The organism is Lentzea sp. NPDC058436 (assembly GCF_042721515.1).
GTDB lineage: Bacteria > Actinomycetota > Actinomycetes > Mycobacteriales > Pseudonocardiaceae > Lentzea.
This window is the reverse complement of record NZ_JBHXLF010000025.1, coordinates 74,657-101,199: the sequence shown is the minus strand read 5'-3', so window position 1 is coordinate 101,199 and position 26,543 is coordinate 74,657. Positions and strand designations below refer to the sequence as shown.

The 26,543-nt window shown below is 69.2% G+C and carries 27 protein-coding genes; 10 read left to right on the top strand and 17 right to left on the bottom strand.

The window, feature by feature from the left end; genetic code table 11:
* Positions 1-528: 528 nt before the first annotated feature.
* Entirely contained in the window at positions 529-1,095 is a 567-nt protein-coding gene (locus tag ACFWN2_RS41435; protein ID WP_382436092.1) for an AAA family ATPase, read from the top strand.
* On the opposite strand, the gene ACFWN2_RS41430 is transcribed toward ACFWN2_RS41435, so the two are convergent.
* The 4 genes from ACFWN2_RS41430 to ACFWN2_RS41415 form a co-directional block, all read right to left on the bottom strand.
* A complete protein-coding gene (locus ACFWN2_RS41430; RefSeq protein ID WP_382436091.1) occupies positions 1,028-1,291 on the bottom strand; it encodes a DUF397 domain-containing protein in 264 nt (87 codons plus the stop codon). The two genes, ACFWN2_RS41435 and ACFWN2_RS41430, sit on opposite strands and share 68 nt — an antisense overlap.
* A gap of 89 nt (positions 1,292-1,380) precedes the next feature.
* Entirely contained in the window at positions 1,381-2,394 is a 1,014-nt protein-coding gene (gene ilvC, locus ACFWN2_RS41425) for a ketol-acid reductoisomerase (RefSeq protein WP_382436090.1), read from the bottom strand.
* A gap of 21 nt (positions 2,395-2,415) precedes the next feature.
* Positions 2,416-2,922, bottom strand: a complete 507-nt coding sequence (ilvN, locus tag ACFWN2_RS41420; RefSeq protein WP_030467896.1) for an acetolactate synthase small subunit — start codon at positions 2,920-2,922, stop codon at positions 2,416-2,418.
* Positions 2,922-4,754 carry an acetolactate synthase large subunit gene (locus ACFWN2_RS41415; protein WP_382436089.1) on the bottom strand — a complete coding sequence of 611 codons (1,833 nt, stop codon included), beginning with the start codon at positions 4,752-4,754 and terminating at the stop codon, positions 2,922-2,924. Before ACFWN2_RS41415 ends, ilvN begins: the two co-directional genes overlap by 1 nt.
* A 232-nt stretch (positions 4,755-4,986) precedes the next feature.
* On the opposite strand from ACFWN2_RS41415, the gene ACFWN2_RS41410 reads away from it, so the two are divergent.
* The 3 genes from ACFWN2_RS41410 to ilvD all read left to right on the top strand — a co-directional run bounded on the left by ACFWN2_RS41410 (position 4,987) and on the right by ilvD (position 7,771).
* Positions 4,987-5,427 (top strand): PH domain-containing protein, encoded by a 441-nt coding sequence (locus ACFWN2_RS41410; RefSeq protein WP_382436088.1) that lies wholly within the window; start codon positions 4,987-4,989, stop codon positions 5,425-5,427.
* On the top strand, positions 5,424-5,849 hold the full coding sequence (locus ACFWN2_RS41405; RefSeq protein ID WP_382436087.1) for a vitamin K epoxide reductase family protein: 426 nt from the start codon (positions 5,424-5,426) through the stop codon (positions 5,847-5,849). The genes ACFWN2_RS41410 and ACFWN2_RS41405 overlap by 4 nt, the downstream gene beginning before the upstream one ends.
* Positions 5,850-5,926: 77 nt before the next feature.
* Complete coding sequence (ilvD, locus tag ACFWN2_RS41400) at positions 5,927-7,771, top strand: dihydroxy-acid dehydratase (RefSeq protein ID WP_382436086.1); 1,845 nt, start codon at positions 5,927-5,929, stop codon at positions 7,769-7,771.
* 27 nt (positions 7,772-7,798) lie between these two features.
* On the opposite strand, the gene ACFWN2_RS41395 is transcribed toward ilvD, so the two are convergent.
* The 4 genes from ACFWN2_RS41395 to ACFWN2_RS41380 all read right to left on the bottom strand — a co-directional run bounded on the left by ACFWN2_RS41395 (position 7,799) and on the right by ACFWN2_RS41380 (position 11,100).
* The gene (locus ACFWN2_RS41395) at positions 7,799-8,851 is read right to left on the bottom strand and encodes a hypothetical protein (RefSeq protein WP_382436085.1); all 1,053 of its coding nucleotides are present in this window, start codon (positions 8,849-8,851) and stop codon (positions 7,799-7,801) included.
* Between the two features lie 85 nt (positions 8,852-8,936).
* Positions 8,937-9,179 carry a hypothetical protein gene (locus tag ACFWN2_RS41390; RefSeq protein ID WP_382436083.1) on the bottom strand — a complete coding sequence of 81 codons (243 nt, stop codon included), beginning with the start codon at positions 9,177-9,179 and terminating at the stop codon, positions 8,937-8,939.
* A gap of 11 nt (positions 9,180-9,190) precedes the next feature.
* The gene (locus ACFWN2_RS41385) at positions 9,191-9,922 is read right to left on the bottom strand and encodes a DoxX family protein (RefSeq protein WP_382436082.1); all 732 of its coding nucleotides are present in this window, start codon (positions 9,920-9,922) and stop codon (positions 9,191-9,193) included.
* Positions 9,923-10,155: 233 nt separating this feature from the next.
* The gene (locus ACFWN2_RS41380) at positions 10,156-11,100 is read right to left on the bottom strand and encodes a 2-hydroxyacid dehydrogenase (RefSeq protein WP_382436081.1); all 945 of its coding nucleotides are present in this window, start codon (positions 11,098-11,100) and stop codon (positions 10,156-10,158) included.
* On the opposite strand from ACFWN2_RS41380, the gene ACFWN2_RS41375 reads away from it, so the two are divergent.
* Together ACFWN2_RS41375 and ACFWN2_RS41370 are read left to right on the top strand one after the other, a co-directional pair.
* Entirely contained in the window at positions 11,099-11,977 is an 879-nt protein-coding gene (locus tag ACFWN2_RS41375; protein ID WP_382436079.1) for an alpha/beta fold hydrolase, read from the top strand. The genes ACFWN2_RS41380 and ACFWN2_RS41375 overlap by 2 nt on opposite strands.
* A gap of 36 nt (positions 11,978-12,013) precedes the next feature.
* The gene (locus ACFWN2_RS41370; RefSeq protein ID WP_382436078.1) at positions 12,014-13,174 is read left to right on the top strand and encodes a PQQ-dependent sugar dehydrogenase; all 1,161 of its coding nucleotides are present in this window, start codon (positions 12,014-12,016) and stop codon (positions 13,172-13,174) included.
* 1 nt (position 13,175) lies between these two features.
* Here the strand turns inward: ACFWN2_RS41370 and ACFWN2_RS41365 are convergent, their stop codons facing one another.
* A complete protein-coding gene (locus tag ACFWN2_RS41365) occupies positions 13,176-14,123 on the bottom strand; it encodes a LysR family transcriptional regulator (RefSeq protein ID WP_382436077.1) in 948 nt (315 codons plus the stop codon).
* 146 nt (positions 14,124-14,269) lie between these two features.
* Between ACFWN2_RS41365 and ACFWN2_RS41360 the strand changes: the two genes are divergently transcribed.
* The 3 genes from ACFWN2_RS41360 to ACFWN2_RS41350 are packed head-to-tail and all read left to right on the top strand — an operon-like array spanning position 14,270 to position 15,515.
* A complete protein-coding gene (locus ACFWN2_RS41360) occupies positions 14,270-14,794 on the top strand; it encodes a hypothetical protein (protein ID WP_382436076.1) in 525 nt (174 codons plus the stop codon).
* Entirely contained in the window at positions 14,791-15,159 is a 369-nt protein-coding gene (locus ACFWN2_RS41355; RefSeq protein ID WP_382436075.1) for an SgcJ/EcaC family oxidoreductase, read from the top strand. Before ACFWN2_RS41360 ends, ACFWN2_RS41355 begins: the two co-directional genes overlap by 4 nt.
* A complete protein-coding gene (locus ACFWN2_RS41350; RefSeq protein ID WP_382436074.1) occupies positions 15,156-15,515 on the top strand; it encodes a VOC family protein in 360 nt (119 codons plus the stop codon). The genes ACFWN2_RS41355 and ACFWN2_RS41350 overlap by 4 nt, the downstream gene beginning before the upstream one ends.
* A 99-nt stretch (positions 15,516-15,614) precedes the next feature.
* Here ACFWN2_RS41350 and ACFWN2_RS41345 read toward each other — a convergent pair whose 3' ends face one another.
* The 7 genes from ACFWN2_RS41345 to gatC all read right to left on the bottom strand — a co-directional run bounded on the left by ACFWN2_RS41345 (position 15,615) and on the right by gatC (position 24,978).
* Positions 15,615-18,101, bottom strand: a complete 2,487-nt coding sequence (locus ACFWN2_RS41345; RefSeq protein WP_382436073.1) for a M14 family zinc carboxypeptidase — start codon at positions 18,099-18,101, stop codon at positions 15,615-15,617.
* A gap of 178 nt (positions 18,102-18,279) precedes the next feature.
* Positions 18,280-20,853 carry a CHAT domain-containing protein gene (locus ACFWN2_RS41340; RefSeq protein WP_382436072.1) on the bottom strand — a complete coding sequence of 858 codons (2,574 nt, stop codon included), beginning with the start codon at positions 20,851-20,853 and terminating at the stop codon, positions 18,280-18,282.
* 82 nt (positions 20,854-20,935) lie between these two features.
* Positions 20,936-21,223 (bottom strand): hypothetical protein, encoded by a 288-nt coding sequence (locus ACFWN2_RS41335; RefSeq protein WP_382436071.1) that lies wholly within the window; start codon positions 21,221-21,223, stop codon positions 20,936-20,938.
* Between the two features lie 281 nt (positions 21,224-21,504).
* The gene (gene gatB / locus ACFWN2_RS41330; RefSeq protein ID WP_382436070.1) at positions 21,505-23,007 is read right to left on the bottom strand and encodes an Asp-tRNA(Asn)/Glu-tRNA(Gln) amidotransferase subunit GatB; all 1,503 of its coding nucleotides are present in this window, start codon (positions 23,005-23,007) and stop codon (positions 21,505-21,507) included.
* Positions 23,004-23,201 carry a hypothetical protein gene (locus ACFWN2_RS41325; protein WP_307790108.1) on the bottom strand — a complete coding sequence of 66 codons (198 nt, stop codon included), beginning with the start codon at positions 23,199-23,201 and terminating at the stop codon, positions 23,004-23,006. Before ACFWN2_RS41325 ends, gatB begins: the two co-directional genes overlap by 4 nt.
* Complete coding sequence (gene gatA, locus ACFWN2_RS41320; protein ID WP_191301074.1) at positions 23,198-24,682, bottom strand: Asp-tRNA(Asn)/Glu-tRNA(Gln) amidotransferase subunit GatA; 1,485 nt, start codon at positions 24,680-24,682, stop codon at positions 23,198-23,200. The genes ACFWN2_RS41325 and gatA overlap by 4 nt, the downstream gene beginning before the upstream one ends.
* The gene (gene gatC / locus ACFWN2_RS41315; protein ID WP_189154510.1) at positions 24,679-24,978 is read right to left on the bottom strand and encodes an Asp-tRNA(Asn)/Glu-tRNA(Gln) amidotransferase subunit GatC; all 300 of its coding nucleotides are present in this window, start codon (positions 24,976-24,978) and stop codon (positions 24,679-24,681) included. Before gatC ends, gatA begins: the two co-directional genes overlap by 4 nt.
* A gap of 230 nt (positions 24,979-25,208) precedes the next feature.
* Here gatC and ACFWN2_RS41310 point away from each other — a divergent pair, with 230 nt between their 5' ends.
* Positions 25,209-25,862 carry an ACT domain-containing protein gene (locus ACFWN2_RS41310; RefSeq protein WP_382436093.1) on the top strand — a complete coding sequence of 218 codons (654 nt, stop codon included), beginning with the start codon at positions 25,209-25,211 and terminating at the stop codon, positions 25,860-25,862.
* On the opposite strand, the gene ACFWN2_RS41305 is transcribed toward ACFWN2_RS41310, so the two are convergent.
* Positions 25,859-26,542, bottom strand: coding sequence for a 3-keto-5-aminohexanoate cleavage protein (locus tag ACFWN2_RS41305; protein WP_382436068.1), 684 nt, complete (start codon positions 26,540-26,542; stop codon positions 25,859-25,861). The genes ACFWN2_RS41310 and ACFWN2_RS41305 overlap by 4 nt on opposite strands.
* Between the last annotated feature and the right edge of the window lies 1 nt (position 26,543).

The following is a 26,543-nucleotide window of genomic DNA, read 5'->3' as shown; positions in this document are numbered from 1 at the left end:
GTTCCAGCGGGGTTGGTCGCGTTTGTGGGGTCGGGTCGCGTTGCGAGGGTGCTTGCGCGGGTCTTGACGAGTTTGTGTGTGCGATTGGGGCTTGACCTTGAGCCTCTGGCGGGGTGCTTGACGGCCGGAAAGGCCGGGCTGAAAAGCGCCCGGCCGTGCCCAGAGGGGTAGCACCCCGCCCCTCAAGGTCAAGCCCCAATCGCCCTGGTTGGTGTGCACCGCTGCCCATCGCCTCATAGTTCGGACGGCTCGCTGCGCATCGCCACGCCAGGCCTCGTAGGTGGTCGGCTTGCGCCGTCGGCTGTCCGGGTGGCACCACGCGGAGGGCCTGCATGCGCGGTCGCCTTGCTCGGGCGGCCTGCGTCGGCACCGCGCGCCGGGCTTGCGTGCGTGGTCGTGTTGGGTGGGCGACTGCGGTTGCCACCGCGCGCCAGGCCTGCGTGCGCGGCCACCCCACCCCGGCGACCACGGCAGGACCGCGCCGAAAACCCCTCGCGCAGCCCCCACGACCACCACCATGCTGCTCGAATGCCACTGGTGTGGGTGACCGGCGCGTCCGGCGGCGGCAAGTCCGCCGTCTGCGCGGTGTTGAGTAAACGAGGAGAGCTGGCGGTCGACACCGACTGGGAGGGCTACAACCAGTGGGTGGACAGGGTGAGCGGGCAGCCAGTCGCGGACCCTCCCGACCCGGTGCCGCCGGGCTGGCTCGACCGGTACGCGTGGCGGATCCGTCGTTCGCTGGTCGAGGACCTCGCCGCGAAGGCGCTGGAGCGGGACGTGTTCCTCTGCGGGTACGTCGAGAACGAGGCAGAGGTGTGGGATCTGTTCGACCACGTTGTCTGCGTGGTGATCGACGACGAGACGATGCGCGAGCGGTTGCGGACTCGGACCACGAACTCCTTCGGCAAGCATCCGGAGGAGTTGGCCGCCGCGCTGGAGCACAACGCGCGCCTGGAGGCCACCTACCGGGCGCTCGGTGCGGTGGTCGTGGACGGGACGCTGCCGTTGGAGGAGGTGGCCGACGCGGTCACCAGGGCTCGTCGAACTCCCCGTCCTTCGCGCCCAGCACGAACGCGTCCCACTCCGCCATCGTGAACGTCAGGACCGGCTCTAGCTGCTTGGAGTTGCGCATCGCGACGTAGGTGGCGCCGTCGGTGTGCTCGATGAAGGCGATCTCGACGTGGCCGTCCTCGGGCTCTGGCTCCGGCGGGCGCTTCCACTGCGCGTCGCGGAGGTCCAGCTTGCCGCGCACGTGGGCCTTGTCGTCGTAGATCGGCGCACTCTCGGTCATGCCAAGAAGCTAGCGGATGGAACGAAACGAAAAGCGGAAAGGCCCGCTGAGCGTCACACGCGCTCTGCGGGCCCTCCCAGAGGAAAGACTCAGGCGGTCTCGGTGATCGGGCGGTCGACCCACGACATCATGTCGCGGAGCTTCTTGCCCGTTGCCTCGATCGGGTGGTTCTCACCCTCCTGCTGCAGCTTCTTGTAGTTCGCGCGGCCGTTGTCGTCCTCGGCCACCCACTCGTTCGCGAAGGTGCCGTCCTGGATCTCGCCCAGGATCTTCTTCATCTCCTCCTTGACCGCAGGGGTGATGACGCGCGGGCCGCGGGTCAGGTCACCGAACTCGGCGGTGTCGGAGATCGAGTAGCGCATGCGGGCGATGCCGCCCTCGTACATGAGGTCGACGATCAGCTTGAGCTCGTGCAGGCACTCGAAGTACGCGACCTCGGGGGCGTAGCCCGCCTCGGTGAGGACCTCGAAACCGGCCTGGACGAGGGCCGACGCGCCACCGCAGAGGACGGCCTGCTCGCCGAAGAGGTCGGTCTCGGTCTCTTCCTTGAACGTCGTCTTGATGACGCCGGCGCGCGTGCCGCCGATGCCCTTCGCGTACGACAACGCCAAAGCCTGGGCGTTGCCCGACGCGTCCTGCTCGACCGCGATGAGCGCCGGGACGCCCTTGCCGTCGACGAACTGGCGGCGGACCAGGTGGCCGGGGCCCTTCGGCGCGACCATGGCGACGTCCACACCGGACGGTGCCGTGATGAGGCCGTAGCGGATGTTGAAGCCGTGGCCGAAGAAGATCGCGTCGCCCTCGTTGAGGTTCGCGGCGATCTCGTTGGCGTAGATGTGGCGCTGCGCGGTGTCCGGCGCCAGGATCATGATGACGTCGGCCCACGCGGAGACCTCGGCCGGAGTACCGACCTCCAGGCCGGCTTCCTCGGCCTTGTCGCGGGACTTCGAGCCCTCCTTCAGCCCGATGCGGACCTCGACGCCCGAGTCGCGCAGGGACAGCGCGTGGGCGTGGCCCTGGCTGCCGTAGCCGATCACGGCCACCTTGCGGCCCTGGATGATGCTCAGGTCGGCATCGTCGTCGTAGAAGATCTCGACGCTCACAGTTACTTCCTATCTCTTGAATTAACGAACCGCGGTGGCGGTGATGGAACGAGCGCCACGGCCGATGGCGACCATGCCGGACTGGACGATCTCGCGAAGCCCGTAGGGCTCCAGCATGCGCAGCAACGCGTCGAGTTTTTCAGACGTGCCGGTGGCCTCGATCGTGACCGCTTCCGGGGACACGTCGACGACCTTCGCGCGGAAGAGCTGAACGGTCTCGAGGACCTGCGACCGCACCGTCGCGTCCGCGCGGACCTTGATCAGCACCAGTTGCCGCTGAACGGAAGCCGTCGGCTCCAGCTCCACGATCTTGATGACGTTGATGAGCTTGTTGAGCTGCTTGGTGACCTGCTCCAGCGGCAGCTCGTCGACCGACACCACGATCGTCATGCGCGAGATGTCGGGGTACTCCGTGCGGCCGACCGCGAGCGACTCGATGTTGAAGCCGCGGCGGGAGAACAGACCGGCGACGCGTGCGAGCACACCGGGCTTGTCCTCGACCAAAACGCTCAGCGTGTGCCTGGTCATCACAGGTCCTCATCGAACAGGGGGCGGATGCCGCGGGCGGCCATGATCTCGGAGTTGCCGGTGCCGGCCGCGACCATGGGCCACACCTGCGCGTCCTTGCCGACGACGAAGTCGACCACGACCGGCCGGTCGTTGATCTCCAGCGCCTTCGCGATCACCTCGTCCACCTCCTCGCGCGACTCGGCGCGCAGGCCCACGCAGCCGAGGGCTTCCGCCAGGAGCTTGAAGTCTGGGATGCGGTGCTTGTGCGTCCCCAGATCCGTGTTGGAGTACCGCTCGCCGTAGAACAGCGTCTGCCACTGGCGGACCATGCCCAGGTTGCCGTTGTTGATCACGGCGATCTTCACCGGCAGGCCCTCGATGGCGCAGGTGGCGAGCTCCTGGTTGGTCATCTGGAAGCAGCCGTCGCCGTCGATGGCCCACACCGTGCGATCGGGCTCACCGGCCTTGATGCCCATGGCGGCGGGAACCGCGAAGCCCATCGTGCCGAGGCCGCCGGAGTTGATCCACGTGCGCGGGTGCTCGTACTTGACGAACTGCGCCGCCCACATCTGGTGCTGGCCGACGCCCGCCGTGTAGATCGTGTCGGCCGGCGACAGCGCGCCGATCCGTTCGATGGCGTACTGCGGCGACAGCGTGCCGTCCTCCGGCCAGTCGTAGCCCAGCGGGAACGTCTCGCGCAACGACTTCAGCGTCGTCCACCACGGGGCGAGGTCGACGGCCTTGGCCGTCTCGCGCTCGGTGCGGACGGCGTCGATCAGCTCGGTGATGATCTCCTTGCAGTCGCCCACGATCGGGACGTCCGCTCGGCGGTTCTTGGAGATCTCGGCCGGGTCGATGTCGGCGTGGATGATCTGCGCGTCCGGCGCGAACGAGCCGAGCTGGCCGGTGACGCGGTCGTCGAACCGGGCGCCCAGGGCGATCAGCAGGTCCGACTTCTGCATCGCCGCGACGGCCGCGACGGTGCCGTGCATGCCGGGCATGCCCAGGTGCTGGTCGTGCGAGTCGGGGAACGCGCCGCGCGCCATCAGCGTCGTGACGACCGGGATGCCGGTGTCCTCCGCCAGGCGCAGCAGCTCGGCGTGCGCGTCCGCCTTGATCACGCCACCGCCCACGTAGAGAACGGGCTTGCGGGCGTTGACGATCAGCTTGGCGGCCTCGCGCACCTGCTTGCCGTGCGGCCGGGTCGTCGGCCGGTAACCGGGCAGGCGCATCTCGGGCGGCCACGAGAAGCTGGTCTGCTCCTGCAGCACGTCCTTCGGGATGTCGACGAGGACCGGGCCGGGTCGGCCGGTCGCCGCGATGTGGAACGCCTCCGCGATCGCGCGCGGGATCTCCGCGGCGTCGGTCACGAGGACGTTGTGCTTGGTGATCGGCATCGTGATGCCGCAGATGTCCGCCTCCTGGAAGGCGTCCGTGCCGATCAGCGGCCGCGACTGCTGGCCGGTGATCGCGACGACGGGCACGGAGTCCATGTTCGCGTCCGCGAGCGGGGTGACGAGGTTGGTCGCACCCGGTCCCGAGGTCGCCATGCAGACACCGACCTTGCCGGTGGCCTGCGCGTATCCGGTCGCCGCGTGTCCTGCGCCCTGCTCGTGGCGGACGAGGATGTGCCGGACCTTCGTGGAGTCCAGCAGCGGGTCGTACGCGGGAAGGATCGTCCCGCCGGGAATGCCGAAGACCACTTCGCAGCCGACCGCCTCAAGGGAGCGGACGAGCGACTGAGCACCGGTTACACGGATCGGTGCGCCCGTCGGCGGGGCCGGTTTGGGCCGCGGACCTGGACGTGGCGACGTGGGCTCGGAAGCCTGTCGCGATGGTGCGCTGGTCATCTCATTGCCTCGTGGGTATCGGGGTCCGGACACGAAAAAACCCTCGACAACCCGGAGACGGGTCGTGCGAGGGTCGCGCGTCGACGCAGGCTGTTCGGCTCAGGCGTCGACGCGCCTGAGAAGTACGAGAACGAGCGTGCGCTGCATGAAGCGGACGTTATCCCCTCGCGCAAGAGTGCGTCAACTCTGCGAGATGGAATTCCCGGATCGTGGACGTGGAACAATCGTCCGGGTGAAGAAGCTGGTCTTTCGCATCCCGGCAACGGCCCTGCTCGCAGCGGCTTTGATCGTCATCTGCGTCACCCCTGTGGCGTGGGTCGCTCCTGGGCTGCAAGCGCTCTACGTGCTGCCGCTCGCCTACGCGTACTGGGTGCTGCGCAACCGCACGACGGTCACCGAGGAGGAGATCGTCGCGCGCGGGGTGTTCGGCACGACGACGCTCCCGTGGTCCGACGTGAAGTCGATCCGGCTGGTCCAGAAGGGCTGGCTGCGCGCGGTCAAGGCGGACGACTCCGAGGTGACGCTGCCCGCGGTGCGGTTCATGCACCTGCCGGCGCTGTCGGTGATCAGCGGCGGGCGCGTGCCCGACACGACCGTTCCCGAACCGGTCGAGGAGCCCGCCGAAGAGCCTGCGGAGGAGAAGGGCGCTGAGGTCGTAGAGTCGGAGAAGTGATCAAACGAGTTCCGCTGCTGAGCCTGCTGCTGTCCATCGCAGGCCTGCTGACCTCGGCTTATCTGACGTACACGCACTTCGACGCGAACGCCCTGCTGTGCTCGGCGGACGCCGTCATCGACTGCGAGACCGTGACCACGAGCGAGCAGTCGGAGCTGCTCGGCATCCCCGTCGCGTTCCTCGGACTGGCGTTCTTCGCCTTCCTGACCGTGATCTGCCTCCCGTTCGCGTGGCGGGTCGACGCGCTGAAGTGGGTGCGTCTCGCGGCCGTCGCGATCGGCGTGCTGATGGTCGTTTACCTGGTGGCGGCCGAGTTCCTCATCATCGGCAAGATCTGCCTGTGGTGCACCGTCGTGCACGTGATCACACTCGCACTGGCGTATCTGCTGGTCTCGGCGAGCCTGCGCACAAGTAACCTTTGAGGCACCGCTCCCAGACTGGTGGACGCCTCACCCCCGCGTCCCGCGCGCATTTTTCTTGAACTGAATCTGGAGGAGCAGTGCCTCAGCTCCGCTCTCGCACCACCACGCACGGTCGCAACGCCGCCGGAGCCCGCGCCCTCTGGCGCGCGACCGGCATGACGGACAGCGACTTCGGCAAGCCGATCATCGCGATCGCCAACTCCTACACGCAGTTCGTGCCGGGTCACGTGCACCTGCGTGACCTCGGGGACATCGTGGCCGAGGCGGTGCGCGAGGCGGGCGGTGTCGCACGCGAGTTCCACACCATCGCCGTCGACGACGGCATCGCCATGGGCCACAGCGGAATGCTCTACTCGCTGCCCAGCCGCGAGATCATCGCCGACTCCGTCGAGTACATGGTCAACGCGCACCAGGCGGACGCGATCGTCTGCATCTCGAACTGCGACAAGATCACGCCCGGCATGCTCAACGCTGCCATGCGCCTCAACATCCCCGTCGTGTTCGTGTCCGGCGGCCCGATGGAGGCCGGCAAGGCCGTCGTCGTCGAGGGTGTCGCCGTCGCGCCGACGGACCTGATCACCGCGATCTCTGCGTCCGCCTCCCCCGCCGTGAGCGAGGAGGGGCTGTCCGAGGTCGAGCGCTCCGCGTGCCCGACGTGCGGCTCGTGCTCCGGCATGTTCACCGCGAACTCGATGAACTGCCTCACCGAGGCCCTCGGCCTGTCGCTGCCGGGCAACGGCTCGACGCTGGCCACGCACGCCGCGCGCCGCGAGCTGTTCTCCGAGGCCGGCCGGGTCGTCGTGGAGCTGTGCCGTCGCTGGTACGGCGAGGACGACGAGTCGGCGCTGCCGCGGTCGATCGCGAACCGCAAGGCGTTCGAGAACGCGATGGCGCTCGACATGGCCATGGGCGGTTCGACGAACACCGTGCTGCACATCCTCGCCGCCGCGCAGGAGGGCGAGATCGACTTCACGCTGCAGGACATCGACGACCTGTCCCGCCGCGTGCCGTGCCTGTCGAAGGTGTCGCCGAACTCCGACTACCACATGGAGGACGTCCACCGGGCCGGCGGAATCCCCGCCCTGCTGGGCGAGCTGTACCGCGCGGGCCTGCTGAACGACGACGTCACGTCGGTGCACACGCCGACTCTCGCGGAGTGGCTCGGCAAGTGGGACATCCGCGCCGCATCACCGTCCGCTGAGGCCATCGAGCTGTTCCACGCGGCTCCCGGTGGCGTGCGCACGACCGAGGCGTTCTCGACGTCGAACCGCTGGTCCTCTTTGGACACCGACGCCTCGAATGGTTGCATCCGCGACGACGAGCACGCCTACACCCGTGACGGCGGCCTGAACGTGCTGCGCGGCAACCTGGCCGAGCGCGGCGCGATCATCAAGTCCGCGGGCATCGACGAGGAGCTGTGGCACTTCGAGGGCCCGGCGCGCGTCGTCGAGTCCCAGGAGGAGGCCGTCTCGGTGATCCTGAAGAAGGAGATCCAGGCGGGCGAGGTCCTGGTCGTGCGCTACGAGGGCCCGTCCGGCGGCCCCGGCATGCAGGAGATGCTGCACCCGACGGCGTTCCTCAAGGGCTCCGGCCTCGGCAAGAAGTGCGCGCTGATCACGGACGGCCGCTTCTCCGGCGGCTCGTCGGGCCTGTCGATCGGCCACATCTCGCCGGAGGCGGCGGGCGGCGGCACGATCGGCCTGGTCCAGAACGGCGACCGGATCCTGATCGACGTGCACGAGCGCAGGCTCGAACTGCTGGTGGACGCCGACGTGCTGGCCGAGCGCCGCGCCAAGATGGAGGCGTCGGAACGGCCGTGGCAGCCGGTCGACCGCGTCCGCCCGGTCACGGCGGCGCTGCGGGCGTACGCGCGGATGGCGACGGACGCGTCCACGGGCGCGGTGCGCGACCCGAACAAGTAGAACGATGCCGTGCTGCCCTGACCCCGGTCAGGGCAGCACGGTGAAGATCCCGCGCGCCCACTGCCCGCCGTCCTGGCACTGCCCGACCACGTCGTAGTCGTTGGCCCCCGTGCCCGGCGGGATCGTGAACTGCGCGTCGAACGTGCCGTCGGCCTTGATCGGCGCCGTGGTGCTGAGTCCCATCGCGCTGATGCTGACGCTCACCGACCGGGTGCCGTAGTCGGGACAACCGTCGTAGTTCCTGCCCCGCACGCTGAGCACCTGCCCTGACCTCAGCTTGTTCGGACTCGCCGTGACGACGAGTGGCGGGGACACCGTGAACGTCGTCCGGCCGGTCAGTGCGGAGTCGCCGGCGCACTGACCGGCGAGCTGGTGGTCGCCGGTCGAGGCGCTCTCCGGCACCGTGACCCGCACGCCGAACCTGCCGTCCTGCTCGACCGGCACCGCGGACTCGACGACGGCGCCGTCCCACAGGACGTTGACGGTGCGGCTTCCCGGGCAGGCGTTGTAGCCGGTTCCGTAGAAGTTCACCGACGTGCCCGGCAGCCCGCGGGTCTGGGACGCGGTCGTCGCCAGTGAGGACCTGGGTTCCGGGGTCTTCGTCGGCGTCGAGGTGGAGGTGGCCGTCGGCGGAGTGGTGCGCGACGAAGGGATGAGCGGCGGGACCAGCGGCGCGCCACTGCCCGTCGGCGCTCCTGTGCCGGTGTCCGGCGGCGGGGTCGTGACGACTGCCGAGTGCCTGTTCTCCGACGGCGGCTCTGGCGTGCGGCCGGGCAGGAGCGTGATCGCGCCGAGCGTCCCCGCCGTGACCAGCAGCACCGCGACGACCACGATCGTCGTCCGCTTCTTGCCGCCCTTGCGCGATTCGCGCAGGACCTCGTGCAGCAGAGCGGTGAACTCGGCGTCCTTCGCGGCCCGCGTCTCCAGTTCGTCCGGGCCCGCGTCCTCACCGACGATGTCGACGAGTTCGCGCAACCGCGGCGGCACCGGCCCGTCGTCCCTCGCCGCCGCGATGAGTCTGGCGACCTCGCCCAGATCCGCGGCGCCCGTCACCTCGATCCTGATGTCGCCGAGCGCCACGAACGTCCCCTCGCCTTGCCGTCTTTCACCGAGATGTCGGCGTTCACGACGAGCGGCTTGAAGGGGAAACAGTGCCAATAAGCGGTCAAACGACGAACGCGAGCGCCAGGCAGACCCCGAACACGAGCCAGCCCGTCAGCGGTCCGCTGACGGGCTGTTCCGTTCTCTTGACCATGACCCCCGCGACGACCAGCCCGGCGAGCAGGCCGAGCGGCGGCAGCAGGGACTTCGCGGTGAGCCCGAACGGGAACGCCACCAGGTAGACGACCGGGATGCCGACCACCAGCAGGGCGAGCTGGAGCACCGCTCCCGTCACGTTCTTCCGCATGCTGGGGATTCTTACCGGAAGACGAAGTACGTGACGGCCGCGCCGCCGGCTCCGATCACCAGCGCGATGAAACCGGCCGCCAGCGGGTGGCGGAACCAGCTGCGGTTGTAGTCGAGCGCGGCCCGGCCGGGTCCGGCGAACAGCGCCGCGAACGCCATGCCCGCGAGGGCCAGTTCCAGTTCGACGCCGTTGGGGCCGAAGAAGCCGCCCTTGTACTGCAGCGCGATGACGTTGGCCATCACGGCGAGCAGGCCGGCCGCGGCCAGTGGTGTGAAGAGTCCCAGTACGAGCAGGCCACCGCCGGCCAGTTCGGTGATGCCGGTGACCCAGGCGAGCACCACGGACTCGCGGTAGCCCATCTTCTCGAGCGACTGCGCGAACCCGTTGATGCCGGGGCCGCCGAACAGGCCGAAGACCTTCTGCAGGCCGTGCAGCAGGAAGATGCCGCCGAGCACGGCGCGCAGGCCGAGCAGGCCGATGTCCGGACCGGCCGTCCAGCCGAACTTCCTGCGGTCGTCGTCGAACGGGTCGTCGTCGTCCCGCGGGTCCACAGTGGACGTCGCCAGCGGCGTGTAGCCCGTGTTGTCGAACGACTTCGTGGTGGAGTCGTACGACTGGACGGTGTCTCCGCCGACTCTGCCGGTGCTGTCGTCGAAGTGGTGTACTCCCCCTCCGCTGCCCGAGTAGAACGAGTCTTCGGAGAAAGCGCTCGAGCTGGTCGAGCCTTTGTCGTGAGTGGCCACGCCCGCACGCTAGGGGCACGCGTGCGGGCGCGCGAGAGCCGAACGGCAGCTCGGTTTCACCCGGATGGACTAGGGCCTGTGTCGAAGTCCGGTTCGATGACAGTCGCGCTTGAGGTGGTTCCTGGTGGTGCGGCCGGGACGGCCGCGTACCGGTGTTGTACGTGGTCGTCCCGGCCGTGCCGCCAGGGGCCGCCTCGGGCCCGGCTGTCGCGGACCGGGCTTCGACACAGGCCCTAGTAGGTGCCGTGCACGAGATTGCGGGGCTCCTCCCCCGCGACGAACCGGGAGAGCTCCGCGACGACGACGGCGTAGGCGCGCTGCGTGTGCCCCGTGCAGGACCCGGCCACGTGCGGGGTGAGCAGCAGGCCTGGCGCGGTCCACAGTGGATGGTTCTCGGGCAGCGGTTCGGGGTCGGTCACGTCGAGGGCCGCGCGCAGTCGCCCGGAATTCAGTTCGGCGAGCAATGCTTCGGTGTCCACGACAGGGCCGCGCGCGCCGTTGACCAGGATCGCGTTGTCCTTCATCGCGGCCAGGAACTTGGCGTCGACGAGGTGGCGGGTCTCCTCGGTCATGGGCGTGAAGACGACCACGGCGTCGAACTCCGGCAACAACTCCGGCAGCTCGTCCTGGCCGTGCACCCCGTCCCGCGCCGTGCGACCGACGAGCACAGCCGTGGCGTCGAACGGTTCCAGACGCCTGCGCAGCTGTTCACCGAGGTCACCGGCGCCGACGATCAAGACCTTCTTGTCCTGCAACGTGTCCGTGAGGTGGTAGTCCCACCGGCCCTCGGCGCGGGCGCGTTCGAAGACGAGAAGGTCTCGATATATGGCGAGGAGAGCGCCGATCGCCCACTCCGCGGTGCTGCCGCCGTGCGCGCCGCGGCACGTGGAGAGCAGCACGCCGTCGGGGATCTTGCCGACGAAGTTCTCGGCACCGGCGCTGAGCAGCTGCACGAGCCTGAGGTTCGGCAGCTGCGCGAACACGTCGCGCGGATCGGTGCCGGCGAGGAACCTCGGGATCAGGACCTCGGCGTCCAGCCCGTCGGAGGGCAACGGCTCGCCTGGCACGTACCGGACCGGCCGGACACCGTCCACCTGGGACAGCGCTTGAACTCCGAAATCATCTGGCACGAGCACGGTGAGCGTCACCTGAGCAAAGTACGTCAGAATGTCTGCCATGCGGGAGCACGACATCATCGCCTGGGACGGTACGAAGATCCGGACGTGGCAGGTGCCCGGCGAGGGGACACCGGTGCTGCTGTGCCCCGGCGTGGGCTCCGGCCCCGAGTCGTGGCCGTCGCTGACCGGCCGCGCCGGCCTGGTCAGCTGGTACATGCGCGGCACGATGGGGTCGGACCGGCCCGTCGACGAGCGCAACATCTCGCTGGACGACCACGTGTCGGACGCGATCGCCGTGCTGGACGAGGCGGGCATCGAGCGGTGCGTCGTCATGGGCTGGTCGATGGGCGTGACGGTCGCGTCCGAACTGGCGTTGCGTCATCCGGAACGAGTCGCGGGCCTGCTGCTCGTCGCGGGCGCGCCGGGTGACTCGTTCGACGCCATGCTGCCGTTGGTGCCGAAGAACGTGCGCCGGATCGTCGGGCTGACCGGCACGAAGCTGCTCCAGCAGGCAGGGCCGGTGCTCGACAAGGTGCTGCACCGCCTGCCTGTGACGGACGCGACGACATTCCTGTTGCGGCACAGCGGCGTGATCAAGCCGTCGAGCGACCCGAAGGACGTCGCGCACGCGGTGAGCCGGTTCCTGCAGCACGACTGGCGCTGGTACTTCACGCTGGCGCTCGCGCTGGGCGCGACGCCGCGCCAGGACCTCTCCTCGATCGTGTGCCCCGTCACACTGCTGGCGGGTCGTGACGACGTGCTGGCGACGACGGAGAGCATGTCCGGGCCTGTCGCCGCGTTGCCCCAGGCACGGCTGCGGGTGCTGCCGTGCAGCCACTACCTGCCGCTGGAAGCGCCCGAGGTCGTCAGCGCCGAACTCGACCTACTGCTCGGCCGCGTCGAGTCGGTCGACTTCGCCACGTCCGAGAGAAGTTGACTTCGGGTTCACGGTCGCGCGCCTAGCCTGGGTGCCGTGGTTCGTTCCGTTGCGTTGCTGACCGCCGCCTGCCTGCTGGCAGGGGGCTGCGCGAGCTTTCCCGACGAGCCGGCGCCGACGCAGTGGAGCGCGCAACCACAGCTGACCCCGCAGGCCGGTCCGCGTCCCGAGCTGCCGGGCGAGTACCGCCCGACGCCCGGTGACCAGGGCCGCAACCCGGCGCCGCAGAGCGTGCCGCCGCCGCAGGGCTGCAAGGACTACCACCCGGCCGTCGTGGCCACCTGCCTCAACACCGTCACGGGCGTCGCCCCGATCGGCGGGGACGCGCAGGGCGGCGTCGCGGCGTACGCGACCGAACGCGGCGGGCGCCTGCTCAAGGTCACCAAGGACGTCGACCCGGTCGTGATCTCCCAGCTGGAGGTCGACGCCTCGACCGACGGCGGGCTGACCGGTCTGGCGCTGTCGGCGACGTTCGCCGAGGACCAGCTCGCGTACGTCTACGTGACGACGGCGACGGACAACCGGGTGCTGCGCATCGCCCCTGGTGACACGCCCAAGCCGATCCTCACCGGCATCCCGAAGGGCCCGTCGGGCAACCGGGGTGTGCTGGCGAGCGACCGCAAGGGCGCGATCCTCGTCGCGACCGGTGACGCCGGGAACCCCGCGCTGGCCGCCGACCCGAACTCGCTGGCGGGCAAGGTGCTGCGCATCGACGGCTCCGGCCAGCCCGCCCAGGGCAACCCGACCGCCGGCACCGCCGTGGTGTCGTCCGGCCTGCGGCTGCCCGGTGGCCTGTGCGTCTCGGCCGACACGCAGAAGATCTGGGTGACGGACTGGGCCACGAGCGCCGACGTCGTCTACCGCGTCACGCCCGGCAAGCTCGGCGAGGCCGCGTGGACGTGGCCGGACCGGCCCGGCGTGATGGGCTGCTCGTCGTACTCGGACCAGCTGAGCGTGAACACGTCCAAGTCGCCCGGCTACCAGTCGCTGTCGATGAACGCCGCCGGCGCGTTCACGGGCAAGCCCGAGATCGCGATGGCCGAGGACGGCTTCGGCCTGCTCGGGCCGATGGAGATGCTGAACGAGTCGGCGTCGCTGGTCGGCACGGTCAACAAGAACGGTGGCCAGCCCGTCTCGTCCGACGACCGGGTCGTGATCATCGTGCGGCCGAACAACGGCGGCGGGACCAAGGACTGAGCTACGGGCTGAGGGCGAAAGCCTCCCCTCCGTCGCGCCACCACCGCGCGTAGACCTCGCTCTCCTCAACGAGTTGCAGGTAGCCCGCGGCGACCTGCTCGCACAGGTCGTCGACCTCGCCGGCAACCGGCGCGTCCGTGCGCCAGGCCAGCACGACCTCGCGGACCAGCGGGTTCCCGATGACCGGCAGACGGGCGACGCCGGACGGGGTGCCGCCGACCGGGTAGAGCGGGCACACCGCGCCGGACTCCCTGATCAGCGTCAGCGCGACGTGGGCCTCGCTGCTGAAGTGCGCGATCCGCTGTTCGAAGCCCTCGGCCGCGCACTCCCGCGCGAAGTGGGCGTTCATGCCGCTGTCGTCGGGTTCGGGCATGACCCACTTGTCGCCGGCGAGCGCCCCGAGCCCGATCTCCTGCTCGTGTGCGTGCGGGTGGTGCTCGGGCACTCCGACGAACAGCGGCTCGCGGGTGAGCAGGCGGTGTCCGACGTTCGGCGGAAAGGTCAGCGGAGTACCGGGAAATCGGCGCATCACCGCGATGTCGAGTTCGCCGGTGGTGAGCAACGCGGTGAGCGTGCCCGTCTCCTTGATGGTGCGGCTCGTGACGTTGTCCTTTAACGCACCGACGAGTAGTCCGAAGTGATAGGCGGGGATTCCGGCGAGCCTGGTGGGAGCACTGGGACTTTGCGCGTTACGGCGCGTTACGCGTTCCAGGGTGACCAGTTGACTGAGCATCGACCGGGCTTCCTGCACGAAGTCCTGACCGGTCGGCGTGAGCGTGACGCCATCGGCCGCGCGGAGGAACAGCACACCGCCCAGATGGTCCTCTATGCGTTTGAGCTGCGTCGTCACCGCGGGCTGGGTCAGGTGCAACCGCGCGGCGGCCTTGCGCAGGCTGCCGCAGTCGGCGATCGCCACGACCAGTTCGAGGTGCCGCACTTCCAGACGCATGCGACCGATGTTATCGCTGAATGTAATAGGGCCAATACCCTCCGGAATCTCGCGTGGTACGTCGTGGTCTCGATACGTTCGCTCGCGTGATGGAATTGGCCGAGCGCCCGGCGCGCACCGACGCGGTGCTGTTTTCGGATCGGGCCGTGAAAACGTTTCTGGAGGCCGCGTCCGCCGAATACTCGTTCATCACCGAGGACGAGCCGAGACCGTGTTTCGCGGTGCTGCTCGGCCGGTCCGCCGGCACCGAGGCCGTGGTGTCGGAGGTGGCGTTCGGCCGCAACGCGCGCCTGACGGACCCGTCGGCGCGCGAGGAGTTCGCGACGGCGATCGTGCCGAGGTTCGGCACGGCGTACGAGAACCCCGTGCGGGCGTGGTGGCTCGACCCCGCCGACCTGCTCACGATCACGCGGGCGGCGGACGCGCGGGACCTGGACGTGCTCGGCTCGATCCACCTGCACCCGGACTGGCACCGGCTCGGTCCCGAGTGCGAGCGCGACCGGCCGTTGAGCGACAGCCCGACGCCGATGGACGAGCACATGTTCCGCAACAGCGGATGGCCCGTGAACGTCGTCTGCTACCTCGAACGCCGCCACGGCGGCCTCTACTACTCGCTCGCCGCGTGGGACGCCCGGTGCCTGCGCCTGCCGTTGAGGATGAACCACACATGACCGAAGACATCTACGCGCTGTGGCAACGCATGGAGCAGGGCTGGGCCGTCGGGGACGCCGACGCGTTCGCCTCCGTCTTCGCCGAGGACGTCGACTTCGTGACGGTGCGCGGTGAGGAGCTGTTCGGACGGCGGGCCGTGGCTTCTGGACACGGTCAGCTCTTCGCGGGCCCGTACCGCGACACCAAGCTCACGACCGAGATCAGCCTGGTCAGGCCGTTGACCGACACCGTGTCGGTCGTGCACGTCACGTCGTCCATCGCCCCGGCGGGCATCACCACCCACGCGCAGGCCGTCGTCGTGCGGCGCGCGGACGGGTGGGAGATCGCCGCGTTCCACAACATGATCCCGAAGGGACGGTCATGACCAGGCCTCGGTTGCGGCACATCGCGTTCGTCGTGCAGGACGCGAAGGAGATGGCCGACTTCTACACCTCGCGGTTCGGGATGTCGTTGTTCCACACCGATCCCGACGGCAGCCACTTCGTCACCGACGGGTACATGAACCTGGCGTTGATCCAGCAGCGGCTGGACGGGGACGTGCCGGCCGGGTTCAACCACTTCGGGTTCCAGGTCGACGACGTCGCCCCGTACCTGGAGACGCTGGAGCCGCGGCCGGCGCTGCGGGGCGGCGACCGGCCGTTCGCGGAGTACCGGGCGATCGATCCCGAGGGCAACTGGTTCGACCTGTCGGCGCACGGCTTCCTGCCACCGGGGGTCTGACCAGGGGTTTCCTCCGGCGATCTTCCGGGTAACCCCGATGTGGGGTATTGCAGGAAGGGCGGGGAAGGCTGTCGGGGCCTCCCCGCCCCTAGCCCTTTCCTAGCGCGTTCCGGCCCAGAAGAGAGCCCGCGCGACCTGCGCGTACAGGCCCTTCGGGTGGTTGCGGAACATCGGCTCGGTGCCGAACAGGACCACCTTGGCCCCGTTGGCCGCCGTGCCCGAGACCACCGCCGCCTGGCCCGCTGCCGCGTCCTGGCCGCCCGTGCCGTTGTCCCGCGCGTGCCAGTGGCCCGCGGCGATCACCGTGCCGCCGTAGCGCTGTTCGACCGTCACGCCCGTGCCGAGGTTCGTGAACCACTGCGGCGAGTAGACGAACGAGTGCGGGAGCGCTCCCGTGCCGACCGGCCCGGCGCCGTTGACGACGTTCACCACGCCGTTCGCGTCCTCCCAGCCGGCGACCGGGGTGGCCTGCAGGAGCTTGGCGTCGGTGTTGAACCTGCTGCCCGTCGCGCCGCGCGTGACCACACCACCACGCTTGAGGAACTCGTCGAGTGACGCCTTGGCAGTGGCGTTGAGCTGGCTGTGGTTCAGGCCCGCGCCCACGTACAGCGCGTCGATCCGCGACCAGTCGAAGCCCGCGTTCAGCACGGCCGTGGAGATCGTCCTGACCTCGAAGCCGGACTCGCGCAGCACCTGCAGCTCGTCGGCGGAGACCGCGGCCGCGATCACCTTGCGCTGCAACGCGACGCCACCGGCCTTGGCAGTGCCGAACCGCACGCCGTAGCGGTCGGCGACCTCCTTCGCGGCAGCCCTTTCCCCTGCCGGGACGACGATCGTGCCGTCGTCCTGGCGGCGCAGCTCAAGACCGCGCGACAGCAGGTCGTTGACCGCGCTGACGTCCTTCTGGTCGGTGAGGGTGATGGCGAGGTCCTTGCCGGGTGCGGCATCGACGTCACCGATCGGCGCGGCGGCGGTGACGCGCTTGCCGTCGAACCGGAAGTCGCCGCCCTTGTGGATGTCGACCGACGCGCCCCAGAGCAGGCGGTGGCTCCAGCCGGAGATGTCGTACATGACCGGTGCCTTGTCGGAGATGTCGCTGCCCTGCTCCAGCATCACGTTCGCGAGGCCGCGCTTGGGCTGGTGCATGTCCACGACGTACGACCCGGCCGGATAGCGCTTGCCGCCCAGCGTGAACGACCTCTCGGCCCGTTCGACGCGGACGTCGTGCCGGACGAGCTGGTCGACGAGCCGTGCGGCGGCGGGCGCGGACCGGTCGTTCGTGATCACGTAGGCACGCGGGAACTCCGTGCTGAAGCGGTCTTCCGGCCCGAATCCGGGCACGAACCCGTCGGGGATGTTCCGCTGCTTCTCGCCCGCCGCGCCACGGCGGAACATCTCCGTCTGGTTCGCGATGAGGCTGCGCCGGTTGTCGTCCACGTAGTCGAGCGTGGTCTTGATGGTGGCCTCGACAACGTCGGTGTTGATCTTCGAACGCCGCTGCAGCTCGGCCACGGGCAGGGTGTCGTAGTCGCCCCGGTTGACGCGCATCGGGATCTCGATCGTGTACGAGACCGCACCGTGGTACATCGAGTACTGCGCGGTGTAGATCGGCGCCCAGCCGTCCCACTCGCCGACGGGGTAGTCGCGGAACGGGATCTCCGGCTTCGCCACCTCGGGGTGCCCGAGCGCCTGCACGGCCTTCTCCATCAGCAGGCCGCCCGCGTACCCGTGCTTGATGTACAGGTCGAAGTCGTAGTTCTGGCCGTGCGGCGGCGTGGTCGGCTCGATCAGCGTGTTCGCCACGTAACCGTGCTCGTCCAACATCATCAGCGGCTGCGTGCGTTCCACGATGTCCTGCATGGCCCGGTTCTCGGGCTGGGAGCTCGTGACGAAGTCGCGGTTGAGGTCGAAGCCCGCGTTGTTGGCGCGCGTGCCGGCGACGCGCCCGTCCGGGTTCGCGGTGAGGTTGAAGTAGATCCTGCTGCGCTGCAACAGGTTCCGCGTGTCCTTGTCGTTGCTCGTGGCGAGGTGCTCGATGACGCGCAACGCGCCGTCCGTGCCCTCCCACTCGTCGCCGTGGATGTTGTTGTTGATCCAGATCGGCGCCTTGTAGAGGCTCTGCGGAACGGTCCGTCCTTCTTCGATCGAGGCGCGGAACCCCTCCTGCAACCGGGTCTCGACCGGACTCTCCGGCGCCGTCAGCGTGACCAGGTACAGGTCGCGGCCGAGTCCTGACTGGCCGACGACCTCGACGGATACCCTGTTGCTCTTCCGCTGCAACGCGTTCAGCTTCGGCGCGAGCTCGTGGTAGGCAGCGAGACCGAGCTTGATGGACTTGTCGGCCGCGTTCTCCGGGTACGTCCGCAGCGTCGTCCTGCGCGGATAACCCTGGTATCTGTCGGCCCGGTTCTCCCCCTGGGCCAGTGCGGACCGCGCCTGGAAAGCGTTGTCCAGGGTGGCGATCTCGTTGCGCTCAGGCCCGTTGCCGGGCTCTCGGTCCGTACTCGACGGTTGCGCTGATCCGTGGGCGGGCGCCGCCACCACCGCGGCGGCCGCCAGGAGAACAGCGAGCAGGTTTCTGCGCATATGACCGTTTCTCGCACAACGGCCCGCGCATCGACTAGAGCCGATAGGCGGGCCGTTGTGTCCCCTCGGTCCAGTCCAAGATGGCACAGCCTCGGGGGAAGTTCACCAACCGCGTTGGCGGGCAGGCCAGAAATCACCACTGACCAGCGCGTTCCGCGGCATGATTCACTCGTTCGGTCTAGCCGGACCCCAGGCACAGGAACGGCCGCCGGAACGGGTCCTTCGCCATCGCCTCGGCCAACGCCACCGCGGGCGCCGCCCCGGCAGCCAGCGCGCGGTGGTAGTCGGCCATCGCCGCTGCGCTGACCTCGTCCCCGACCTTGCTGGCCGCCGCGACCACCGTCCGTGTCCCACCCGCGAGCATGGCGCCGGCGAAGCCGAGCGCCTCGTCGCCGGGCCGAATCCGGTTCAACGCCAGCGAACAGGCGGACAGCACCACGTGGGCAGGGGGTGTCCTGAGCCGACCGAGCTCGTGGGCGAACAACGGCCCGTCGTCGAGTTCGAGCCGCGAGAACAACGCGTTCTCGTTCTCGTGCTCCCCGTGAGCCGCCACGTGCACGAGATCGGCGCCATCGAGGTGCGCCAGGACCTCCGCCGCCGTCGCATCCTGCCCCGACAGCACCGTCGCCTTCTCGTGGTACGCAGCCAGCCGATCCAGTTCACCGTCCGCGAACTGCAGACTCGGCCCGCGGACCAGCAACACCCTGTCGGTCTTCGGCCGGTCCGCCTGGCTCGCGGCCAGCCACGCCGTGGCGCTGGGCGTCGTGACGACCGGTCTGCCGTGCAAGCTCGGAATGACACCCCAGGGCACCGCGTAGAGCGTGCCCGTCGGCACCACGATCAACTCGCGCTCGCCGATCAGGTGGATCAACGGCGTGATCAGCAGCGCGTCGAGGGCGTCAGCCTGCTTGCGCGCCGACGCCCCGATCACCTCCACCAGCGGCGTCGGCAAGTGGTCAGGCGCCAGTGCGTTGAGGTCGATGTGCAGCTTCTGCGCGCCTTCCAGCGCGTCGGCGGCGGCACCGAGCCGCACCATCCGCACCTGCCCGCCGGCGATCACGACGGCCACCATGTCCCCACCGGACACGACGAAGCTGACCATCGCGCGCTCGCCCAGTTCGGCGATCACCTCACTGATGGTCGCCATCGGACGTGTGCGTCCCCACCGCTGTGAATGCCAGCCCAGTCGCGTCGCCTCGCGCTGGGCCTTCAGCAGCTCGTTGCGCAGCTCGGTGGTCGGCCGTCCGTCGAGACCCGCGCGCATCAGCTCACGGCCGAGCCCGCGCACCTCTGCGATGCGCGTGGCCAGCTCGCCGTCCTCGATCAGTTCCTGCGGCTCGTAGCGGTACGCCTGTGCTCGCGTGCGTTCCAGCCACCCGAACACCTGGCGCGCGTTGTTGCTCTCCAGCGCCAGGCGGATCACGAGCTCCCGCAACTCGCGTCCGTGCACCGCGGTCGCGGACACCAGTTCCAGCCCACCGAGCTGGTCGCGCACCTGTCCGAGTTCGTCCAGACCCTTGCGCGCGTGCAGCAACGCGGTGCGGCGATCCCCTTTGGCGAGAGCGAGTTCCGCCAGCACGAGCCGGCGTTGCATGCGGTGGTCGAGCGGCGTGACGGCACGGGGAGCCGGCAGGCTGCTCAGCAGTTCCTCGGCCTCGGCGATCCGGCGCCGACGCACCTGAAGCCGGACGGCGAGCATGCCCGCGAGCCTGGCCTCGTCGATCAGGTGATTGGCCGCGAGGTGCTCGGAGAGCGTCAACGCCTTCTGCACCAACGCGTTCGTGACGCGCTTCACGTGCATGGAATGAGCCCACAGCTCGATCAGCGCGGCCATCATCCACCAGGTGCTGCCGCGCTTCTCCAGCTTGCGCATGGAGGCCTTCGCCATGCGACGGGCCAGGTCGAAGTGGTCGTCCAGCAACGCCGCCGACGCCCGGTACATCTCGACCTCGGCGATGTCCTGGCTGACCTTGTTCTTGCGCAGCACCGGCAACGCCTCGTCGAGCATCTTGCCGACGTGGTCGGACATGCCGACCATGAGCAGGCATTCCGCGTGCAGGAGCCGTGAACTGGCCAGCAGCGACGGCTTCTCGTGCGCGCGGTAGAGACGTTCCGCTTCCTCGTAGTGCCGCAGGGCCTCGACGACTCGCCCGCTCTGCTTGTAGGTGTTGGCGAGCGCGGCGATCACGTAGGGGTAGAGCCGGTCCAGGCTGTGCTCACCGCTGAGAACCGCCACCCGCTCCAGGTCGGTGACAGCGGCGTCACTGCGGCGGATGGCCGCGTTCGCGAGAGCCCTGGAGATCAGTGACGACGCGAGCCGGTTGACCCACTCCGCGTCGACCCGCTCCGGCGAGGTCCGCAACGCGTTCTCCGCGAAGTCGATGAACGGGTCGAACCACGGGACCGCCTGCTCGGGTTGCCCCATGCGCAGGACGATGCAGGCCTGGTAGTAGTCGGCGGAGCCCTTCAGCAGGACGCGCAACCACGGGTCCTCAAGGCGTTCGAGTTCCTGGCGCGCCCGGTCGAAGTACCCGACGGCGGCGGCGAGCCCGCTGGCTTCGCCCGTGGCGTCGCCGAGGCAGAACAGGATGCGGGTCCGCAGCTCTGTCCGTTCCGGACTGTCAGGCGCGCGATCGGCGTGCACGAGTGCACGCTGGTGAAGGCGGATGGAGGACGGGAACCGGTAGTGGTCCTGCTCCGTCCACCCCTTCTGGTACAACTCGCGCGCTCTTTCCAGGGCACGAGCGGGCATGTGATCATCACACCACATGCGCCCGAACGGCGCTGTCCGCCAACCAGGCGCAGAGCCCGGCGGCGGACAGCGCGGAGTGTGACTAGGCGGGTACTTCCGCGGCCGCGTTGTCCGGGTGGTTCGGGCAGTTCGCGTCGTGGTGCACCGAACCACCGGTCGTCAGTGCCGCGGCGGAAGACATGAACTTCGGAGTCTGGCCGCAGCACATCGGCGTGACTTCGGGGTCTTCCTTCTTGTCCGGCCGCGGCACCTCGGTCGGCGGCGCCGGGACCGGGTCCGGCTCGACGACCGGAGTGCCCTCGAGCACGGACTCGGCTTCCTTGACGACCTCGTTCGCCGCGTGGTCCACGTTCTCGCGCTGGAATGCCATGAGGTTCCCCCCTCGTTTGGACTATTACTTTCCATCCCCCCAGATGGATTGCACCGAGAGAGTCGCACACACAGCTACACACACGCGTCTCATTTAGCTAACAGCCACTCGTCTGGCCTAAGATCACCAACTTTGACCTGCACAAACAGGTGGCCGGTTGTGATTTTTATGTCCATTTTGTATCTGCGCGCAGTGCGACGGTACGCAGGTTCGTTTCTTTGCCCGCAAACGAAACAGGAGCTGGACACCGACCCGGTGTCCAGCTCCTGTTGCCGGAAGATCTACGAGCAGCGTGCGAGCACGATCTCGCGCACGCGGGCCGCGTCCGCCTGGCCCTTGGTGGCCTTCATGACCGCGCCGACGATGGCACCGGCCGCCTGGACCTTGCCGTCGCGGATCTTCTGGGCCACGTCCGGCTGGGCCGCGAGGGCCTCGTCGACGGCCTTCTCCAGCGCCGAGTCGTCCGAGACGACCTTGAGGCCGCGCTTCTCCACGACCTCGTCCGGGGAGCCTTCGCCCTCCAGGACGCCGTTGACGGCCTCGCGGGCGAGCTTGTTGGTCAGGGCGCCGGAGTTCACCAGCTCGATGACGCGCGCGACCTGGGCCGGGGTGATGGGCAGGTCGGTGAGCTCGACGCCGCGGGTGTTCGCCTGCTGCGCGAGGTACGACACCCACCACGGACGGGCCTCGTCCGGCTTCGCGCCCGCCTCGACGGTCGCGATGATGAGGTCCAAGGCGCCCGCGTTGACCAGGTCGCGCAGGACCTCGTCGGTGAGGTTCCAGTCCTTCTGGATGCGCGCGCGGCGCTCCCAGGGGAGCTCGGGCAGGGTGCCGCGGAGCTCCTCGACCCACTCGCGCGACGGCGCGATCGGGACCAGGTCGGGCTCCGGGAAGTAGCGGTAGTCCTCCGCCGTCTCCTTCTTGCGGCCCGGTGACGTGCTGCCCGACGACTCGTCGAAGTGACGCGTCTCCTGGGTGACCTCGCCACCCGACTCCAGCACCGCCGCCTGGCGCGTCATCTCGAAGCGCACGGCGCGTTCGACGCTGCGCAGCGAGTTGACGTTCTTGGTCTCGGTGCGGGTGCCCAACGCGCCGGTGGTCTTCGGCGACAGGGACACGTTCGCGTCGCAGCGCAGCGAGCCCTGGTCCATGCGGACGTCGGACACGTCGAGCGCCTTCAGCAGGTCGCGCAACGCCGTGACGTACGCGCGGGCCACCTCGGGCGCGCGTTCCTTGGTGCCCGGGATCATCTTCGTGACGATCTCGATCAGCGGCACACCGGCGCGGTTGTAGTCGAGCAGCGAGTGCTCGGCGCCGTGGATGCGACCGGTCGCGCCGCCGACGTGCAGCGACTTGCCCGTGTCCTCCTCCATGTGCGCGCGCTCGATCTCGACGCGGATGACCTCGCCGTCGTCCAGCGTCACGTCGAGCCAGCCGTTGAACGCGATCGGCTCGTCGTACTGCGACGTCTGGAAGTTCTTCGGCATGTCCGGGTAGAAGTAGTTCTTCCGGGCGAACCGGCACCACTCGGCGATCTCGCAGTTGAGCGCGAGGCCGATGCGCATCGCGGACTCGATCGCCTTGGCGTTCACCACCGGCAGCGCGCCCGGCAGGCCGAGGCACGTCGGGCAGGTGTTCGTGTTCGGCTCGCCGCCGAAGACGTTGGCGCAGCCGCAGAACATCTTCGTGTTGGTGTGCAGCTCGACGTGCACTTCCAGGCCCAGGACGGGGTCGTACTTCTCGATGACCTCGTCGTAGTCCATCAGCTCAACCAGTGCGGTCATGCCAGGTCGTCCTTCCGCAGAGCACGGACGGCCAGGGCCGCACCGGTGATCGCCACGGCGATGCTCGCGATCGCGTTCGCCAGGGCCAGCTTGTCGTTCTTCGCCCGCGCGTTCCGGAAACCGGAGAACGCGCCCGCGGCACCCGCGACGGCGCCGGCGAGGCCGAGCAAGCCCCTTGCCTTCTTGATGTTCACAGCGACGGGCCTCCAAACGCTCCGCGCGCCGCTTCGTAAGCCGCCGCGACGCGGTACATGCGGTGGTCCTGCAGTGCCGGGGCCATGATCTGCAGACCGACCGGCATTCCGTCCTCATCGGACAGACCGCTCGGCACGCTCATGGCCGGGGTGCCCGCGAGGTTCGCGGGGATGGTGCAGAGGTCGGCCTTGTACATGGCCATCGGGTCGTTCGCGCGCTCGCCGATCTTGAACGCCGTGGTCGGCGTCGTCGGGGAGATGAGCACGTCGAAGTTCTCGAACGCCTTCGCGAAGTCCTGCGTGATCAGCGTGCGGACCTTCTGGGCCGAGCCGTAGTACGCGTCGTAGTAGCCGGACGACAGCGCGTACGTGCCGATCATGATGCGGCGCTTGACCTCGGGGCCGAAGCCGGCCTCGCGGGTCAGCGACATGACCTCCTCGGTGCTGCGCGTGCCGTCGTCGCCGACGCGCAGGCCGTAGCGCATGGCGTCGAACCGGGCGAGGTTCGACGAGCACTCGCTCGGCGCGATCAGGTAGTACGCCGGGAGCGCGTAGTCGAAGCTCGGGCACGACACGTCCGCGATCTCCGCGCCGAGCTCCTTGAGCTGCGACACGGCGGCCTCGAAGCTGCGCGCCACGCCCTGCTGGTAGCCCTCACCGCTGAACTGCGTGACGACACCGATGCGCAGGCCGGACAGGTCGCCCGACAGGCCCTCGCGGGCAGCGGCGACGACCGGCGGCACGGGCGCGTTGATGGACGTGGAGTCCATGTGGTCGTAGCCCGCGATGACCTCGTGCAGCAGTGCGGCGTCGAGCACCGTGCGCGCACACGGACCGGCCTGGTCCAACGAGCTGGAGAACGCCACGAGGCCGTAGCGCGACACGCCACCGTAGGTGGGCTTCACGCCGACGGTGCCGGTGACGGCGCCGGGCTGGCGGATCGAGCCACCGGTGTCGGTACCGATCGCGAGCGGCGCCTGGAACGCCGCGAGCGACGCCGACGAGCCACCGCCGGAGCCGCCGGGGATGCGGTCGAGGTCCCACGGGTTGTGCGTGGGGCCGTACGCCGAGTTCTCGGTCGACGAACCCATGGCGAACTCGTCCATGTTCGTCTTGCCGAGGATGACGACGCCGGCTTCCTTGAGCTTGCGCGTCACCGTCGCGTCGTACGGCGGCAGCCAGCCTTCGAGGATCTTGGAACCGACCGTGGTCGGCACGCCCTCGGTCGTCATGACGTCCTTGAGCGCCAACGGCACACCGGCGAGCGGGGAGACCTGCTCGCCTGCCTTGACGGCCTCGTCGACCCTGCGGGCCTGCGCGAGCGCGCCCTCGGTGTCGACGTGCAGGAAGGCGTGGACCTTCCCGTCGGTCTCGGCGATGCGGTCCAGGTGGGCCTGCGTGACCTCGACCGACGAGACCTCACCGCTGTGGATCTTCGCGGCGAGCTCGGCCGCGGTGGCGTGGATCAGGTCGTTGGTCATGCTTCCTCACCCAGGATGCGGGGCACGCGGAACCGGCCGTCCTCGGCCTCAGGAGCGCCGGAGAGCGCCTGCTGCTGACCGAGGCTCGGACGGACCACGTCCTCGCGGAAGACGTTGGTCAGCGGAACGGCGTGCGACGTCGGCGGGATGTCGGCCGTGGCGATGTCGCCAACGGAAGCCACCGACTGGAGGATCACGTCGAGCTGGCCGGCGAACAAGTCGAGCTCGTCCTCGGACACAGCCAGCCTGGCGAGCTTCGCCAGGTGCGCGACCTCGTCGCGGGAGATGCTGGGCACTCCTGTCAACCCCCGTAGGGTCGGGATACGAATCGGGAACCCCGTGAGTCTATGGGCTGGTCAGACGCGCCTTCGAACGGGTTACCGCCACTACGGTTGACTGGCACGTCAACTTAACCGTTCCGCAACGCGGACAGCAGGTCATGCGTTGACTATGCGTCTGCGAGAATCACCGACCGGCAACGGCGCGAGACGCGGGGTCTCTCGCACGAGCTATGGAGGCGTTCACCTTGTCGTTCCTGATCCGGGTCCAGCTCCCGGACCGTCCCGGCACCCTCGGCGCGGTCGCAACGGCATTGGGCGAGATCGGGGCGGACATACTCAGCGTGGACGTGGTGGAACGCGGTTCCGGCCTCGCCATCGACGACCTCGTGGTGGAGCTCCCCTCCGGCCGTCTGCCCGACACCCTGATCACCGCCGCCGAGTCGATCGAGGGCGTCGAGGTCGACGCGGTGCGCCCGTACGCGGGCATCCTCGACACCCATCGCGAGCTGGAGCTGGTCGAGGAGATCGCCGAGGAGCCCAAGAAGGGCCTCGGGATCTTCACCGAGGGCGTCCCCAAGATCATCCGTGCCGGCTGGGCCATCGTGGTCGGCCCGAACGGCACCGGCATCAACCGCCTGACCGCGTCGTCGGCCGCCCCGGAGACCCGGATGGCGGACGTGCCGTGGTTCCCGCTGGAGCGCGCGACGGTGCTCGACGGCGAGGAGGAGTGGGTGCCGGAGACCTGGCGCGAGCTGGGCACCGAACTCGCCGCCACGCCGCTGGGCAAGCCCGACCGCGTGCTCGTCGTCGGACGGCCGGGCGGCCCGATGTTCCGCGCGGCCGAGGTGGCGAGACTGGCGCACCTGGCCGGCATCGTCGCGGTGGTTCTGCCCGACTAGCTCGGGGCCCTGGTTCGCTGACGTCTCCTGGCGAGTGCGATCAGTTCGGCGTTGTTCTTGGCCCGGCGGCCGTCGGGCAGGTGGAGCGTGTCCTCCAGCCCCATGCGCACGTGGTGTTCGAGCACCGCGGCGTAGTCGAGAACGGGCCAGGCGTCGCTGTCGCGGCCGTACAGCAGCACGGGTAGGCCGAGCGGTTCCACGACGCTGAGCAGGCTTTCCGCTGTCTCACGCGTCGCCGTGACGGTGAGGCGGGAGACGCCCGCGGGCAGGTCTTGCAGCTTCGCCGGCGCTTCCACGACGAGCTCGACCTTGACGTTGACCCGGTGCAGGGCCTCGGCGAGATCTCGCCACCCCGGTTCCGCGACGCGCACGCAGGCGACGTCCGGCCGCCCCGCCGCGAGCGCCGCCCAGCTGGCGATCAGGGGCGCTCGGTTGCCGGGCACGTCGGTGGACACGCTGATCTCGATGCCCGGCACGGCGGCGCGGACCGTGGCGATCGTCGTGGCCACCTCCGGCCCGACGAGCGTCAGTGCGCCGATGACGTCACGCGGACGGATGTGCACCGACGTGACGCCGAGCGCGGCGACGTCGGCCGCGTCCTCGGCGAGGCGCTCGGGGGACAACGGCAGGGCCGGGTGCTCCTCAGCTGTGCGGGAGCCGTTCAGACAGGCTTGCAGCACA

What these genes read in the sequence shown, in the direction of transcription:
- ACFWN2_RS41435 (WP_382436092.1), top strand. Translation starts at nt 529, where the DNA reads ATGCCACTGGTGTGGGTGACCGGCGCGTCCGGCGGCGGCAAGTCCGCC.
- ACFWN2_RS41430 (WP_382436091.1), bottom strand. Translation starts at nt 1,291, where the DNA reads ATGACCGAGAGTGCGCCGATCTACGACGACAAGGCCCACGTGCGCGGC.
- ilvN (WP_030467896.1), bottom strand. Translation starts at nt 2,922, where the DNA reads ATGACCAGGCACACGCTGAGCGTTTTGGTCGAGGACAAGCCCGGTGTG.
- ACFWN2_RS41415 (WP_382436089.1), bottom strand. Translation starts at nt 4,754, where the DNA reads ATGACCAGCGCACCATCGCGACAGGCTTCCGAGCCCACGTCGCCACGT.
- ACFWN2_RS41390 (WP_382436083.1), bottom strand. Translation starts at nt 9,179, where the DNA reads ATGCGGAAGAACGTGACGGGAGCGGTGCTCCAGCTCGCCCTGCTGGTG.
- ACFWN2_RS41375 (WP_382436079.1), top strand. Translation starts at nt 11,099, where the DNA reads ATGCGGGAGCACGACATCATCGCCTGGGACGGTACGAAGATCCGGACG.
- ACFWN2_RS41380 (WP_382436081.1), bottom strand. Translation starts at nt 11,100, where the DNA reads ATGGCAGACATTCTGACGTACTTTGCTCAGGTGACGCTCACCGTGCTC.
- ACFWN2_RS41365 (WP_382436077.1), bottom strand. Translation starts at nt 14,123, where the DNA reads ATGCGTCTGGAAGTGCGGCACCTCGAACTGGTCGTGGCGATCGCCGAC.
- ACFWN2_RS41355 (WP_382436075.1), top strand. Translation starts at nt 14,791, where the DNA reads ATGACCGAAGACATCTACGCGCTGTGGCAACGCATGGAGCAGGGCTGG.
- ACFWN2_RS41350 (WP_382436074.1), top strand. Translation starts at nt 15,156, where the DNA reads ATGACCAGGCCTCGGTTGCGGCACATCGCGTTCGTCGTGCAGGACGCG.
- ACFWN2_RS41345 (WP_382436073.1), bottom strand. Translation starts at nt 18,101, where the DNA reads ATGCGCAGAAACCTGCTCGCTGTTCTCCTGGCGGCCGCCGCGGTGGTG.
- ACFWN2_RS41340 (WP_382436072.1), bottom strand. Translation starts at nt 20,853, where the DNA reads ATGCCCGCTCGTGCCCTGGAAAGAGCGCGCGAGTTGTACCAGAAGGGG.
- ACFWN2_RS41335 (WP_382436071.1), bottom strand. Translation starts at nt 21,223, where the DNA reads ATGGCATTCCAGCGCGAGAACGTGGACCACGCGGCGAACGAGGTCGTC.
- gatB (WP_382436070.1), bottom strand. Translation starts at nt 23,007, where the DNA reads ATGACCGCACTGGTTGAGCTGATGGACTACGACGAGGTCATCGAGAAG.
- gatA (WP_191301074.1), bottom strand. Translation starts at nt 24,682, where the DNA reads ATGACCAACGACCTGATCCACGCCACCGCGGCCGAGCTCGCCGCGAAG.